Genomic DNA, 13,953 nt, shown 5'->3' with positions numbered 1-13,953 from the left:
CCGTCATGGGGTCATCAGGAATGGACCAGATCGCATGGCAGGCTCTTTGCCTTCGCTTTCTCGCACAATGCCGTGGCCTGGGCCTTGCCCAGGCCCTTTACCCGCAGGCGATAGAGCGTTTTGCCCCCCTTCTGTACCTCTATCACGCTTGGCTGATAGCTCCCGAACAGGTCAGGGTACCGGCTGGCAAGATGGCTCCAGCTTTTCTGGGCCGCCTCATGCGTATCAAGCGCGGCAAGCTGCACTCCATAGCTGCCTGTCCCCTGGCTGGCACCACTGGTCGCACGCGGCGTAGGAGCAGGCAGGTGACGGGGAGCAGGAGGGGGCGCCGCGGGCGATTCGTCCTGCACGTCGTCCTGCGTACCTTCCTCCTGCGCGGCAGGCTGGGCCGGAGAAGGCTGGGGCGGAGCTGGCTGGGCCGGAGCAGCAGCCATGTCCGCCGGGGGCTGGGCGGGAACTGGCTGCTGGCCGGATGGCGCACTGCCCACCGGGGCGGTCGCCCCCGTATCATCACCCGTGGCCGTCTGGCCATACTGGCGGGCCATGGCATCGGGCTGGGGCTGCTCGGGCGGGGGGGAAAGGCGCATCACACCGCCATCGGCCGGCATGCCATCAGCGGCCCCCAGTATCTGCATGCCACCCGGATCGGCGGGCTTGACCCGCACTGGCCCCGGCGGCGGCCCCAGGACGGGAATGCCACCCTGGTGGTGGCCGAACAGCGACCAGCCACCAATGGCCACCACCAGCACGCCACCCAGCCCTGCCGCGCCATAAACCAGCCTGCGCGTAAGCGGGTCATCGCCAAGCAGGCTGCTGCCCGCCATGCGCGCCATCAGGGCCTTGATATCAAACCCACCCTTGCCGCGTGGGGGCCTGCTGGCGGGCCTTTCATCCGCTGGCTCCATGGGCGTGCGCGTTTCGTGGTCGGGGTCCGAATCCGCCCCCATGCGCTCACGGGCCGCCATGGTGCGTTCAGTATAGGGATCGGGGGCGACCGGGTTGTCCGGCCTGCCGTTACGGGTGCCGCCGGGGGGCGGCGTTTCGTCAGGACTCATCGCATCTCCTCGACCGGCTGCACGCCGAGCACGCTCAGACCCGAACGCAGCACGGTTGCCGTCGCTTCGACAAGGGCGAGCTTTGTGCGGGTGGTGGCGACATCATCTTCCTGCAGGAAGCGCAGGGTCGTGTCATCACGCCCCCGGTTCCACAGCGCGTGGAAATCCGATGCCAGTTCATTCAGATAAAAGGCAATGCGATGCGGCTCATGCGCGCTGGCGGCTGCCTCCACCATGCGGGGCCACTGCGCCATGCGCCGCAGCAGGGCAAGCTCCGCATCCGATGTCAGGCCCGACAGGTCGGCCTCACACAGGCTGGCCGGGGTGAAAGGAGCCGGGAATACACCCTTTTCCACCATCTCGGCAGCGCCACGCAGCACCGAGCGGCAGCGCGCATGGGCGTACTGCACGTAAAAGACCGGGTTGTCGCGGCTCTGCGCCACCACCTGATCCAGATCGAACTCCATCTGGGCATCGGCCTTGCGGGTCAGCATGGTAAAGCGCACGGCATCAAGCCCCACCTCGTCAATCAGGTCGCGCAGGGTAACGAACGTGCCCGCGCGCTTGGACATGCGCACCGGCTGCCCGTCACGCACAATGCGCACGATCTGGCACAAAAGCACGTCCAGCACCGGCTTGCCATCCGTTGCAAGGGCCGCCACCGCCGCCTTCATGCGCGTGACATAGCCACCATGGTCGGCACCCCACACATCCACCAGCACATCAGCACCCCGGCGGATCTTGTCGGCGTGGTAGCCGATATCATTGGCGAAATAGGTGTTCGACCCGTCGGACTTGCGCAGCGGGCGATCCACGTCATCACCAAATTCGGTGGAGCGGAACAGGGTCTGGGGCCGGGCTTCCCAGTCATCGGGCAGCTTGCCCTTGGGGGGCTCGAGCACGCCTTCGTAAATCAGGCCCCTGGCATTGAGTGCTGCGATGGCGCGGTCGGTCTCGCCATCGGCCAGGATTTTCGCCTCGCTGGTGAAAACATCATGGTGCACGCCAAGAGCTGCAAGATCCGCGCGGATCATGCCCATCATGGTATCAACCGCTTCCTTCTTCACGGTTTCGAGCCACAAGGCAGGACTGGCGGGGCGCAGGTCGGGGGCTGCCAGCGTGTCACCATGTTTTTCAGCCAGCGCCCGGCCTACAGGCACAAGGTAGTCGCCGCCATACTGCACCTTGCCACCGGGCACGGACTGCGCGAATTCGTCCTCGCTCAGGGCGGTGCCCAGCGCCTGCAGATAGCGCCAGTAGGTAGCCCATGCCAGCGCGATCACCTGCGCGCCAGCATCGTTGATGTAGTATTCCTTGGTGACCGCGTAGCCAGCCTTGGCCAGCAGGTTGGCCAGCACATCACCCACCACGGCACCCCGGCAGTGACCCACATGCATCGGTCCCGTGGGGTTGGCGGACACATATTCCACGTTCACCTTCACCCCGTTACCGGCAGTGGAGGTGCCATAGCCCTCGCCCGCCGCCAGCACGGCATGGGCCACGCCCTGCCACACGGTAGGCGTCAGCCGCATGTTGACAAAGCCGGGACCCGCCACCTCCGCCTGCGCAATGCCGGGCACGGTGGCAAGGGCCGTGACCAGTTCGCCCGCAATATCCGCCGGACGGCGGCGGGCAGCTTTGGAAATGACAAGGGCCGCATTGGTCGCCAGGTCACCATGAGCGGGATCACGGGTCGGCGTGACCTCAACCCGCGCCAGCGCATCATCAGGCAGATCGGGCATGATCGTGCGCAACGCATCGCGCACATGCGTAAGGTAACGGGCGAACAGACAGTCTGACATGCGGTTTGGTTTCCCGACAAAATACAGTAACGGACCCTGTGGCCCGGCGTGGATTGCCCGCAGCGTCCCACCCGCAAGGGGGGCCGCCGCACAGGCGTGCTGCGGGTGTTTCACCCCGGCGAGGACAGGTCCGTCAACCGTCGATATTCCTCCATCGCGCAGCGATCGGTCATACCGGCCACATAATCCGCCACCTCGCGGCACGCACGCGCCATATCGCCAGCCTCCTGCGCTGCAAGGGCGGCCTCGCGCCAGCCATCGGGCAGCAGGGTCATGTTACCGGACAGGATGGAAAAGATCGATTCGACCGTAAGCCTTGCCTTCCGCGCCATGCGGTTGACGCGCCAGTGACGGTAAAGCCGCGCATACAGGAACTTGCGAATTTCCAGATTCGCCGCCCCGATTTCCGGGCTGTAAGCCACAACCGGGCGGGCGGCGTGACGGATGTCATCCGCACTGCGGGGAGCAAGCTGTTCAAGATTGCGCTGGGTCTGGCGGATCAGGTCCATGGCCAGCGTGTTGATGACACGGCGGATTGTCTCGTGGCGCAGGCGAGGGTCATTATTGCCGCCTGCATGGGTCGCCTCATGCTGGGCGTGGCGGGCCTCGGCCAGCGCCTCGCGCACGACGGGCAGGGCCTCGAGTTCCTCGATATGTAAAAGCCCCGCGCGCAGACCGTCATCAAGGTCATGGGCATGGTATGCGATATCATCGGACAGGGCGGCAACCTGCGCCTCGGCGGAGGCATAGCTTTCCAGTTCCAGCCGGTGGCGGGCGGCGTAACGGGCCACATAGGGGGTGGGATGGTCTACGGGGCCATTATGCTTGGCCAGCCCCTCCAGCATCTCCCATGTCAGGTTCAGCCCGTCAAAGGCAAAATACCGCCGCTCCAGCAAGGTGACCAGCCGCAGGGACTGGGTGTTGTGGTCAAACCCGCCCCACGGCTTCATGGCGCTCGCCAGAGCTTCCTCGCCCGCATGGCCAAAGGGGGTATGACCAAGGTCGTGCGCCAGAGCCAGGCCCTCGGTCAGGTCTTCCTCCAGTTGCAGCCTGCGCGCGATGGAGCGGGCAACCTGGGCCACTTCCAGCGAATGGGTCAGGCGCGTGCGGAAAAAATCACCTTCGTGGTTGAGGAACACCTGCGTCTTGTACTGCAGCGTGCGAAAGCCTGCCGAATGCAGTATCCGGTCCCGGTCGCGCTGCCATGGGCTGCGGGTCGGGGCCTCGGCCTCGGGGTAAAGCCTGCCACGGGCAGTGGCGGGCTGGACAGCATAGGGTGCAGTACTCATATAAGATCAGTATCCAGCCATGGATGGGACGGCATATGATGCAGCCGCTTTCCATCCATAACCCGCGCGCGCGCCGTGGCCAACATGATCCAGCCCCACGCGCCGCATTGACCATGGTGAAGCCTGATGTCCCAGCCCCCCGCCCCCGCCACCGATGGCTTCCGTGTATCGGAATCGGCCGCGCGCCGCCTGCGCGAGATCCTGGATGAACAGCCCCAAACCCCCGAAGGTGAACCCGCGCTACGGGTCGCGGTTGAAGCAGGGGGGTGCAATGGCTTCCAGTACAAATTCGCGCTCGATAACACTGTTGCCGCCGATGACGTCATCATCCCCGCCGGCACCGCGCGCGTGCTGGTGGACCCGGCCAGCCTTGACCTGCTGGCGGGTGCAGAACTGGACTTCAATGACAGTCTGATGGGCGCGCATTTTACCGTGCGCAACCCCAATGCCGCGTCATCATGCGGGTGTGGCACCAGCTTCTCGGTTGCATGATGAAACTCGTTACCTGGAACGTCAATTCCATCCGCCAGCGCTGTGACCATGTGCTGGACTACCTGACCCGCGAACAGCCCGACGTGCTGGCGCTACAGGAAATCAAGTGCGCTACCGACATCTTTCCCGCCGATACGTTCACGCAGGCGGGGTATGACTGCACCGTGGTCGGGCAGAAAAGCTACAATGGCGTAGCCATCCTGTCGCGCCAGCCGTTTGAAGTCACGCATACCGGCCTGCCCGGCTGGGAAACCGACCCACCACAGGCCCGCTATGTGGAGATCCGCACGGGCCGCCTGGTAGTGGGTAACCTGTACCTGCCCAACGGCAATTCCGGCGGGAGTGCAGGATACGACTCCAAGCTCGCCTTCATGGAAGCGCTGGCCCTCCATGCCCGTAGCATGCTGGAGGCGGGGCAGGATTTCGTGCTGATGGGCGACTACAATGTCTGCCCCACCGATGAAGATTACGCTGCAGGTGCCCTGCCCCCCACCGATGCGCTGGTCCGCCCTGAAAGCCGGGCCGCCTTCCGCCGACTGCTCTGGCTGGGGCTGACCGATGCGCTGCGCGCACTCCACCCCACCGGGCGGTTCTATACGTTCTGGGATTATCAGGCCGCCGCGTGGCAGCGCAACAGCGGGCTGCGGATCGACCATGCCCTGCTTTCCCCCCGCGTTGCGGAGCGGCTGCTGACCGCCCTCCCCGCGCGTGATGAACGTGGCAAGGCACAGCCATCGGACCATGTGCCGCTGGCCATTACGCTGGCGGCGGGTGCTGCGGCCTGAGCGTGGGCGCGGCAGGTGCACTGACCGGAGCAGGACAGTGCACCGACATGGGCAGCAGCCGAAACTCGCGCAGCGTGCCCGCCATACGGAACTGGCCGAAATCCATGTCCACCCGGTCAGCCACGCCATTGGTGAAGTAGCGCATACCGGTCTCGAATAGCGGCGTCATGTCGCGTGTGGCGGGGTTGTAGTAGGCTACATGCACCCGCTGTGCTGACAGGTTGGCCAATGCGGGGAAGGTGGTGGCAACAGGCGGTGCCTCATGGCCCAGTAGCAACACATAGGTGCCCAGTGCGCCGGTCTCCACCGTACCATCAAACAGGGTGGGCGAAATTTCCCCCTGCCCCGCCTGCCCCGCCGCGATAATGGCGGCGGTATGCCCCACGGGGAACAGCGTGCCCGCAGGCAACACCACATCATGCGGCGCGGGGGCCGTGTAATGCACGGAACCGCCCCTGCGGCCCATATGGGCCTCCCCCGCTATACGGGGGGCGGGATGGCCGTTTTCCGTCTGGTCGGCGCGGAAGACAAGGGATGATCCGTCCTTGTCTTCCAGCACCGCATAATCCGAATCGCTGAGCGATTCGGCCCCCTCCCGGTTCACCGTGCGCAGGTGTAGCTGCTGCTGGGTGGACCATGCCGAACACATATCCGACAGCACGAAGGTCAACTGGCCTTCCGCCGTAACCACATCCCCGCCGCTTACGGCCGCCAGCGTCAGGTCATAGACCGCGCGGTGGGCCGCCATGGCGGGGGCTGCATCGGCAGGACCAGCCCACAGCCATGCAGCCGAAACCCCCACAGCCACCCAGCCATGGACCAGCCACCCGGCACGGGCGGCGGGCTGGAAGGGCGGCATGCCGGGCATGCAGGTCAGTTCTTGGCCTGTCCGGGCTTAGGGCGCGGCAGGTCAAGGGCAAGGGAGAGTTCCTTGAGCCGCTGCGGCTCGACCGGTGCAGGCGCGCCCATCATCAGGTCCTCGCCCTGCTGGTTAAGCGGGAACAGGATCACTTCGCGGATGTTCGGCTCATCGGCCAGCAGCATCACGATGCGGTCTACGCCCGGCGCCGAGCCACCATGCGGCGGCGCGCCGTAGCGGAAGGCGTTGAGCATGCCGCCAAAGCGGGCCTCGACCTCGCTGGCCGGATAGCCTGCGATCTCAAAGGCGCGGATCATCACATCAGGCTGGTGGTTACGGATCGCGCCAGAGGACAGTTCGATGCCGTTGCACACGATATCGTACTGGAATGCCTTGATGGTCAGCGGGTCCTGATTGAGCAGCGCGTCCATGCCACCCTGCGGCATGGAGAACGGGTTGTGAGAGAAATCGATCTCGCCCGTTTCCTCGTTGCGCTCATACATCGGGAAATCCGTGATCCAGCAGAAGCGGAAGGCATTCTGTTCGATCAGGTCCAGTTCGGTTGCAACGCGCGTGCGCACGGCACCGGAGAACTTGACCATCTCATCGCCCTTGCCCGCGACGAAGAACACGGCGTCGCCCGCCTTCAGGCCGGTCTTGGCACGAATGGCCTCAATCCGGTCGGTCTCAAGGTTCTTGGCGATCGGGCCCTTGCCGCCATCTTCGGCAAAAATGATGTAGCCAAGGCCGCCGGCACCGGATTCGCGCGCCCAGTTGTTCAGCTTGTCAAAGAACGCACGCGGGCGGTCACCCGCGCCGGGGGCCGGGATGGCGCGGATCTGGCCGCCATCGGCCGCGATGCGCGCAAACAGGCCAAAGCCGGACCCGGCGAAGGCTTCGGTCACGTCCGAGAGTTTGAGCGGGTTGCGCAGGTCAGGCTTGTCGCTGCCATAGACTGCCATGGCCGTGGCATAGGGAATACGCTCGAACGGGCCTTCACTTACGATGCGGCCGCCACCGAATTCGCGAAACACGCCTTCCATAACCGGCTCAAGGGTTGCGAACACATCTTCCTGTGTGGCGAACGCCATTTCAAAATCAAGCTGGTAGAACTCACCGGGCGAGCGGTCGGCGCGGGCGGCTTCGTCACGGAAGCAGGGCGCGATCTGGAAATAGCGGTCAAAGCCCGCCACCATCGCCAACTGCTTGAACTGCTGCGGGGCCTGCGGCAGGGCATAGAACTTGCCTGGATGCATGCGCGCGGGCACCAGGAAGTCGCGCGCGCCTTCGGGCGAAGACGCGGTCAGGATCGGGGTCTGGAATTCCACAAAGCCCAGATCCGTCATCCGCCTGCGCAGGCTGGCGATCACCTGCGCGCGCAGCATGATGTTGCGATGCACCTTGTCACGCCGCAGGTCGATGTAGCGGTAGGTCAGGCGCAGGTCCTCGGGGTAGTGCTCGTTGCCCGCCACCTGTAGCGGCAGCACGTCGGCGCTGGACTGGACCGCGATCTCACGCGCACGCAGTTCAATCTCGCCCGTGGGCAGGTTCGGGTTCTTGGTCGCACCATCACGCAGCACGACTTCTCCAGTAACCGTCAGCACGCTTTCCACGCGCACGCGCTCCGCCGTTTCCAGCACGGGGGAGCCTGCGGGGATCACGATCTGCGTCATGCCGAAATGGTCGCGCAGATCAATGAACAGCAGGCCGCCATGATCGCGCTTGGAATGTACCCATCCAGAAAGGCGGGCCGTCTGCCCGGCGTCGGCAGCCCGCAGGGCCGCACAGCTATGGGTACGATAGGGATGCATGATCTTGTCCTGATTCTACCAGATTTGGGGGAGTGCGCCCCATGGGGCCACACCCGGTTGCAGGCGCGACAAAGCCAATCCCACCCGCGCCTGTCAAGGTTATAGGTGGCAGCCCCGGCCTGCGGGGCCGTACCTTACACGTATTCGGGGAACAGGTCGCACAGCCCGTCCGCAGTAGCGGGGCAGCGGCCGCGTTCGGTAATCAGCCCGGTCACAAGGCGCGCGGGGGTCACGTCAAACGCCGGATTGGCGGCCGCACTGCCATCGGGCACAAGCTGTACGCTGGTCACATGACCTGCTTGATCCCGGCCCTGTATGTGGGTGACTTCCCGCCCGCTGCGTTCCTCGATCGGGATTTCCTTCACGCCATCACTGATGGTCCAGTCGATGGTGGTAGATGGCAGCGCCACCCAGAAGGGCACGCCATTGTCATGCGCCGCCAGCGCCTTGAGATAGGTGCCGATCTTGTTGGCCACATCTCCCGTGCGGGTCACGCGGTCGGTACCCACAATCACCATGTCCACCTGGCCATGCTGCATCAGGTGGCCGCCAGCGTTATCGGCAATGACCGTGTGCTTAACCCCGTGGCGCCCCAGTTCCCATGCCGTCAGCGAGGCCCCCTGGTTGCGCGGGCGGGTTTCATCCACCCACACATGCACGTCAATACCCCGGTCATGCGCCATGTAGATCGGGGCAAGGGCGGTGCCCCAATCCACGGTTGCAATCCAGCCAGCGTTACAGTGGGTCATAATATTGACCGGGCCGGGACGGCGGGCAGCGATTTCCACGATCAGTTCAAGGCCCTGCCGACCAATGGCCTCGTTCTGGATCACGTCTTCATCACAGATGCGCCCGGCTTCGTCATACGCTGCCGCAGCACGGTCCGCGACGGCCGTGGTGCGCAGGCGGGTCAGCATGCGTCGGATCGCCCAGCCAAGGTTGACCGCCGTGGGCCGCGTGGCCGCAAGCAGGGCCGCGTCACGTTCCATGGCTGCATCGCTGCTGTCATGTCGCAGCGCCAGCGCCAGCCCGTAGGCCGCAACAGCCCCGATCAGCGGTGCGCCACGCACCTGCATAGTGCGGATGGCGTGCGCCACCTGGTCACGCCCGGTCAGGCGCAGGATATCAAGCGACCACGGCAGACGGGTCTGGTCAAAGATATGGACCGACCAGCCATCATCCGTGTCCACCCATACGCTGCGATAAGAGACGTTATCAATTTTCATATAATACTTGCCGCCATTGAAAAGCCAGAACACACAAAAGGGAGCGTAGGGAAACATTCGGCAGGCTGTTATTCAAGCCCTGATCTACCATGCGCCTTTAATTCCGGCAGATCTGGTCCCTTGCAGCGTCCCTTTATCATACAACCGGATCATGGATGTCTCCACAGGCTTGCTGCCATTGCAGCACTCCCCTTATTGTGGGTGCCAGTGTTCTCAGGGCGGGGTGGAAGTCCCTACCGGCGGTAACAGGCGCACGGCCTGAAGCCCGCGAGCGCCCGGCATGCCCTGCGTGCCGGAGTCAGCAGATCTGGTGGGAAACCAGAGCCGACGGTTACAGTCCGGATAGAAGAGAACTGGCGGCTGCACGGCCCATGCGGGCGATCGGTGCGCGCCCGTGATCGCCCTGGATGACGACCGAGTCCACCAGGGGAGACATGACACATGACGACTTCACACGAAAACCATAACACGGCGCCCGCCCCATCACCGCAGAACATTTATGATGATCCGCGTTTTTTTGAAGGGTACCGCACCCTTCGTGAACAGGACACGGGGCTGAACGGCGCACTGGAGATCCCGGCCATGCGCGGCCTGCTGCCCGACCTGCGCGGCAGGGCCGTACTCGATCTGGGATGCGGGTTTGGCGACTTTGCCCGCCATGCCCGCGCACAGGGCGCAGACCGGGTTACCGCGCTGGATGTATCGGCAAACATGATCGAGGCCGCACGCGCGCTGACCCATGATCCGGCCATTACCTACCTGCACGCCTCCATCGAGGACTGCGTGACGGCACAGGCGGCCTTCGACCTTGTGGTTTCATCCCTTGCCCTGCACTACATCGCGGATTATCCGGCCGTGGTGCGCCGCGTTTTCGATAGCCTGAAACCCGGCGGCACCTTCATTTTTTCCGTCGAGCATCCGCTCCAGACCGCCCACCCCGTGGGGTGGGTGCGTGATGCGGAGGGCAACAAGCTGCACTGGCCACCCGACCACTAGTTGCAGCAGGGCTGCGCGCAGCACGTCATGGTTTGTTGATGGGGTAATCAAATACCACTGCACGATGGAAACCTACGTCAACACGCTTCTCGACTGTGGCTTCCGGCTCCGCCATCTAGCCAAGCCCTGCCCGCCTGCCGATATCCTGCAGGGCCGGCCTGATCTGGAAGATACACTGCGCCGGTCCCCCATGCTTATTCTTGTGGCCCCAAAAACCATTGAGAAGAAATAATAAAAATTTCCAGATTACCCCTTCTTTTCAGGACGGCAGCGTTCGTCGAAGCTTTTTGAAAAAAGCTTCACCAAAAATTTTTTCACGCTTCAAAACGGATCTGCCCCGCCATGCGGCATGCATGGCGGGGCAGATCACACTGGCAGTCAGGCAGATCAGCCCTGGGGACCGTCCGTCAGCGGCAGGCGCGTCAGGATTGCGGTCAGGCGCTGGGCAAATCCGGTCGGATCCTTCGGGCTTTCACCATCCTGGATGCGGGCCATATCCATCAGCACAAGGGCAATATCCTGCACCGGGTCGCCATTTTTCACCCGCGCCGCAAGGTCTGCGATCAGCGGGTGGCCCGGGTTGACCTGCAGCACGGGCGCCGTGTCAGGCACCTGCTGGCCGCTGCGCTTCATCAGGCGGATCATCTGCAGGTCCGGCCCGGATTCGGGAGCTGCCAGCACCACGGCGCTGTTAACCAGACGGTTGGTACCCTTCACATCCGATACCGCATCACCCAGCGCTTCCTTCAGCGCGGGAATGACCACTTCCAATGCTGCCTTTTCATCCGCCGTCTCCTCCGGGGCACCGAACTTTTCCAGGTCGGTGTGGAACTGGCTGATGTTACGCAGGGGCGTATCCTTGTACACACCCAGACGGTCAGGCCAGAAGGAATCCACCGGATCAGACAGCAGCAGCACCTCGATCCCGCGTGCGCGGAAACCTTCAAGCTGCGGCGAGGACGGCAGCATTTCCGTGCGGTCGCCAGTCAGGTAGTAAATAGCTTCCTGCTCGGGCTTCCTGCGCTCCAGATACGCATCCAACGTGGTCCAGCCTTCCTGCGTGCTGGAGCGGAAACGAGCGATTGTGGCCAGTTCCGTACGGTGCTCGGCATCATCCCAGATCCCTTCCTTGAAGGTGGGGCCGAAATTGTCCCAGAACTTGTCAAAATCCGCCTCGTCCTTTGCGCGGGTCTTGAGTTCGGAGATCACGCGGTTGGTCACCGCCTTGCGGATACGCGCCAGCACCGGTGTAGCCTGCAGCATCTCGCGCGAGACGTTGAGCGGCAGGTCCTCAGTATCCACCACGCCGGTCACGAAGCGCAGCCACGGCGGCAGCAGGCCCGCATCATCGGTAATGAACATGCGGCGAACATGCAGGCGGATCTGGCTTTCGCGCACCGGTTCGGCAAACTCGAAGGGCTTGCTGCCGGGAATGAACAGCAATGCCGAGAACTCCATCATGCCTTCGGCATGCCAGTGCAGTGTGGCCCACGGCGTATCGAAATTGTGGCTGACGTGGCGGTAGAACTCGTTAAGCTGCTCTTCCTCAATGCCACCACGCGGCTTGCGCCACAGCGCCGTGCCCTTGTTGGCCGAAGTTTCCTCGCCATCCTTAACGATGGTAATGGGCCATGAAATGTGGTCGGCCCATTTGCGCACGATGCTCTCAAGCTGCCATGAATCAAGGAAGTCGTTCGCATCGTCCTTGATGTGCAGGATGATGTCGGTACCCGGCTTTTCACGTGTGGCGGGGCTGATGGTATAGTTGCCCTTGCCGGTAGATGACCACTGCCAGGCTTCATCGCTGCCCGCGCGACGCGAAATCACATCCACCCTGTCCGCTACCATGAAGGCGGCATAGAAGCCGACACCGAACTGCCCGATCAGGCTCGGCTTGTCCTCGGGCTTGGCATTCGCAAGTTCCTCGCCAAAGGCGCGGGTGCCGGAGCGGGCGATAGTGCCCAGATTGCGGGCAAGCTCCTCCTTGCTCATGCCCGCGCCATCATCGGTAATGGTCAGCAGGCGGGCGTCCTTGTCGGGGTTGATGCGTATCTTCGCATCTTCGGGCAGGGCGCACGCGCCATCGGTCAGGGCCTCGAAGCGACGCTTGTCGGTAGCATCGGCCGCATTGGCGACCAGTTCGCGCAGGAAGATTTCACGCTCGGAATACAGTGCATGCACCACAAGGTCGAGCAGGCGACCGACCTCGGCACTGAATTCATGCTGCTCGCCCGTGGCTTCCGGCGTAGGGGATGTTGTCTGTTCCGTCATGGACTGTTCCTGTAACTGTTGAAATACGATGAATTACAATTTGTATTGAATATGGAAATCTTTACGGCCTTTTCAATGACCTGCACCGCGCCCGGATGCACAAACCGTTCCAGTATCCGGCCTTTGAAGCACCCCGTAAATGAACCGGACGTTCTGGTGAAGCTTTTTTCAAAAAGCCTTTAAGGAAACGCCGCCTTTTAAAAAAAAGCAGCACCCAAAAACTTTTATTCCTCATCAACCGGTTATTTTGGCGCGCGCACTCAGTCAAAATCCGTGGGTAGGCCAGCATGGCGACGGTGGGCGAACAAGCGGGCGATCTGGGCAGGCAGCACCCGGCCCAATGACAGGTCAGCGGGTATCTCACCCTCGGCAAACCAGCCGATCTCCGATGTCTCGACACTGGTCGTAGCCGTGCCACCCGTCAGTTCACACACGAAGCACAGCGTATAGCATGAGAACGGACCCGGCGGATGCCCCTGCCGGTCACGGTCCCACACGGCAGCAAGTCGGGTGACACGGACATCGAAGCCGCTTTCCTCCCGCACTTCTTTGATTGTGTTCTCAACGGGGGTAAGATTAACGTCCGCCCAACCGCCGGGCAGGGTCCAGCGGTGCTGGTCCAGCACTTCGCGCACCAGCAGGATACGCCCCTGCGCATCGAACACGGCCGCACGCACCACGGCCTTGGGCGTGGCATAACCCTCCTGCCCCGCAAACAGATCCAGCACACGGGCCATATCCGCATTGCTACCTGTAGCCATCATATCAGCTGCGATTTTCATTATGCTTTCATAGCGTTCCCGGTCGAACGGGCTCTCGGCATAGGCCAATCCACTCTGCGCCAGCGCCTGCAGGTCACGCGCCCAGACCAACCATTTCGGTACGAGGGGCGTCTTCATGCGCGTGCCCTTTCTGGCAACCAGTCAGGGGGAGCCAGTTCAAAGCTGCTGAACTGAAAGGCGGGCGCAACCTGGCACCCCATCAGGCTCCAGCCCCCCTGGCTGGCCGCTGCCTGCCATGCCCCCGCTGGCACGACCGCCTGCAGCACCTGCCCCTGCTCCGGTAGCGGGCCGAGTACGACCTGCGTAACCGGTGCCCCGGCTCCCATGGCAATTTCCAGCACAAGAGGGCTACCACCCTGCCAGCACCAGATTTCCGCTGCATCCACCCGATGCCAGTGCGAACGCTCGCCTGCTGCCAGCACGAAGGTAATGGTCGAGACCGCGCCCCGCGTACCATCGTCGGGCGTATCACGCCATATCTCGCGGTAACTGCCGCCTTCGGGGTGAGGTTGCAAACCCAGTACGCGCCGCACATCATCAGCGGGCGTGGTGGGATCTCGCAGGTCTGTCATGGGCTGTCCTTGC

General features: G+C 63.4%; 12 protein-coding genes and 1 riboswitch. Of the genes, 3 read left to right on the top strand and 9 right to left on the bottom strand.

Features of this window, described 5'->3' with window-relative positions:
* Positions 1-14: 14 nt before the first annotated feature.
* The 3 genes from GLX_RS13055 to GLX_RS13045 all read right to left on the bottom strand — a co-directional run bounded on the left by GLX_RS13055 (position 15) and on the right by GLX_RS13045 (position 4,146).
* Positions 15-1,055: an SPOR domain-containing protein gene (locus GLX_RS13055; RefSeq protein WP_014106432.1), complete on the bottom strand. Its 1,041-nt coding sequence runs from the start codon at positions 1,053-1,055 to the stop codon at positions 15-17.
* A complete protein-coding gene (gene argS / locus GLX_RS13050) occupies positions 1,052-2,857 on the bottom strand; it encodes an arginine--tRNA ligase (RefSeq protein ID WP_014106431.1) in 1,806 nt (601 codons plus the stop codon). Before argS ends, GLX_RS13055 begins: the two co-directional genes overlap by 4 nt.
* 110 nt (positions 2,858-2,967) lie before the next feature.
* The gene (locus GLX_RS13045; RefSeq protein WP_014106430.1) at positions 2,968-4,146 is read right to left on the bottom strand and encodes a deoxyguanosinetriphosphate triphosphohydrolase; all 1,179 of its coding nucleotides are present in this window, start codon (positions 4,144-4,146) and stop codon (positions 2,968-2,970) included.
* Between the two features lie 126 nt (positions 4,147-4,272).
* Here GLX_RS13045 and GLX_RS13040 point away from each other — a divergent pair, with 126 nt between their 5' ends.
* Positions 4,273-4,638, top strand: a complete 366-nt coding sequence (locus GLX_RS13040; RefSeq protein ID WP_014106429.1) for a HesB/IscA family protein — start codon at positions 4,273-4,275, stop codon at positions 4,636-4,638.
* Positions 4,635-5,423, top strand: a complete 789-nt coding sequence (locus tag GLX_RS13035) for an exodeoxyribonuclease III (RefSeq protein WP_041247426.1) — start codon at positions 4,635-4,637, stop codon at positions 5,421-5,423. Before GLX_RS13040 ends, GLX_RS13035 begins: the two co-directional genes overlap by 4 nt.
* Here GLX_RS13035 and GLX_RS13030 read toward each other — a convergent pair.
* From GLX_RS13030 to mtnA, 3 genes are all read right to left on the bottom strand, one after another.
* Positions 5,395-6,291 (bottom strand): EipB family protein, encoded by an 897-nt coding sequence (locus GLX_RS13030; RefSeq protein ID WP_014106427.1) that lies wholly within the window; start codon positions 6,289-6,291, stop codon positions 5,395-5,397. The genes GLX_RS13035 and GLX_RS13030 overlap by 29 nt on opposite strands.
* A gap of 5 nt (positions 6,292-6,296) precedes the next feature.
* On the bottom strand, positions 6,297-8,093 hold the full coding sequence (gene aspS, locus GLX_RS13025) for an aspartate--tRNA ligase (RefSeq protein WP_014106426.1): 1,797 nt from the start codon (positions 8,091-8,093) through the stop codon (positions 6,297-6,299).
* Positions 8,094-8,227: 134 nt separating this feature from the next.
* Positions 8,228-9,319, bottom strand: coding sequence for an S-methyl-5-thioribose-1-phosphate isomerase (mtnA, locus tag GLX_RS13020; protein WP_014106425.1), 1,092 nt, complete (start codon positions 9,317-9,319; stop codon positions 8,228-8,230).
* Between the two features lie 205 nt (positions 9,320-9,524).
* Positions 9,525-9,677, top strand: a riboswitch (FMN riboswitch).
* 83 nt (positions 9,678-9,760) lie between these two features.
* Here mtnA and GLX_RS13015 point away from each other — a divergent pair.
* Positions 9,761-10,315 (top strand): class I SAM-dependent methyltransferase, encoded by a 555-nt coding sequence (locus GLX_RS13015; protein WP_014106424.1) that lies wholly within the window; start codon positions 9,761-9,763, stop codon positions 10,313-10,315.
* 387 nt (positions 10,316-10,702) lie between these two features.
* Here GLX_RS13015 and htpG read toward each other — a convergent pair whose 3' ends face one another.
* The 3 genes from htpG to GLX_RS13000 all read right to left on the bottom strand — a co-directional run bounded on the left by htpG (position 10,703) and on the right by GLX_RS13000 (position 13,940).
* Positions 10,703-12,586 carry a molecular chaperone HtpG gene (gene htpG / locus GLX_RS13010; protein WP_014106422.1) on the bottom strand — a complete coding sequence of 628 codons (1,884 nt, stop codon included), beginning with the start codon at positions 12,584-12,586 and terminating at the stop codon, positions 10,703-10,705.
* A 260-nt stretch (positions 12,587-12,846) separates the two neighbouring features.
* Positions 12,847-13,485, bottom strand: coding sequence for an NUDIX hydrolase (locus tag GLX_RS13005; protein WP_014106421.1), 639 nt, complete (start codon positions 13,483-13,485; stop codon positions 12,847-12,849).
* The gene (locus GLX_RS13000; protein WP_014106420.1) at positions 13,482-13,940 is read right to left on the bottom strand and encodes a cupin domain-containing protein; all 459 of its coding nucleotides are present in this window, start codon (positions 13,938-13,940) and stop codon (positions 13,482-13,484) included. Before GLX_RS13000 ends, GLX_RS13005 begins: the two co-directional genes overlap by 4 nt.
* Positions 13,941-13,953 lie beyond the last annotated feature (13 nt).

The organism is Komagataeibacter medellinensis NBRC 3288 (assembly GCF_000182745.2).
In the GTDB taxonomy this organism is placed as follows: Bacteria; Pseudomonadota; Alphaproteobacteria; order Acetobacterales; family Acetobacteraceae; genus Komagataeibacter; species Komagataeibacter medellinensis.
Note: the sequence above shows the minus strand (reverse complement) of the source record. Positions and strands in the feature narration are given on the sequence as shown.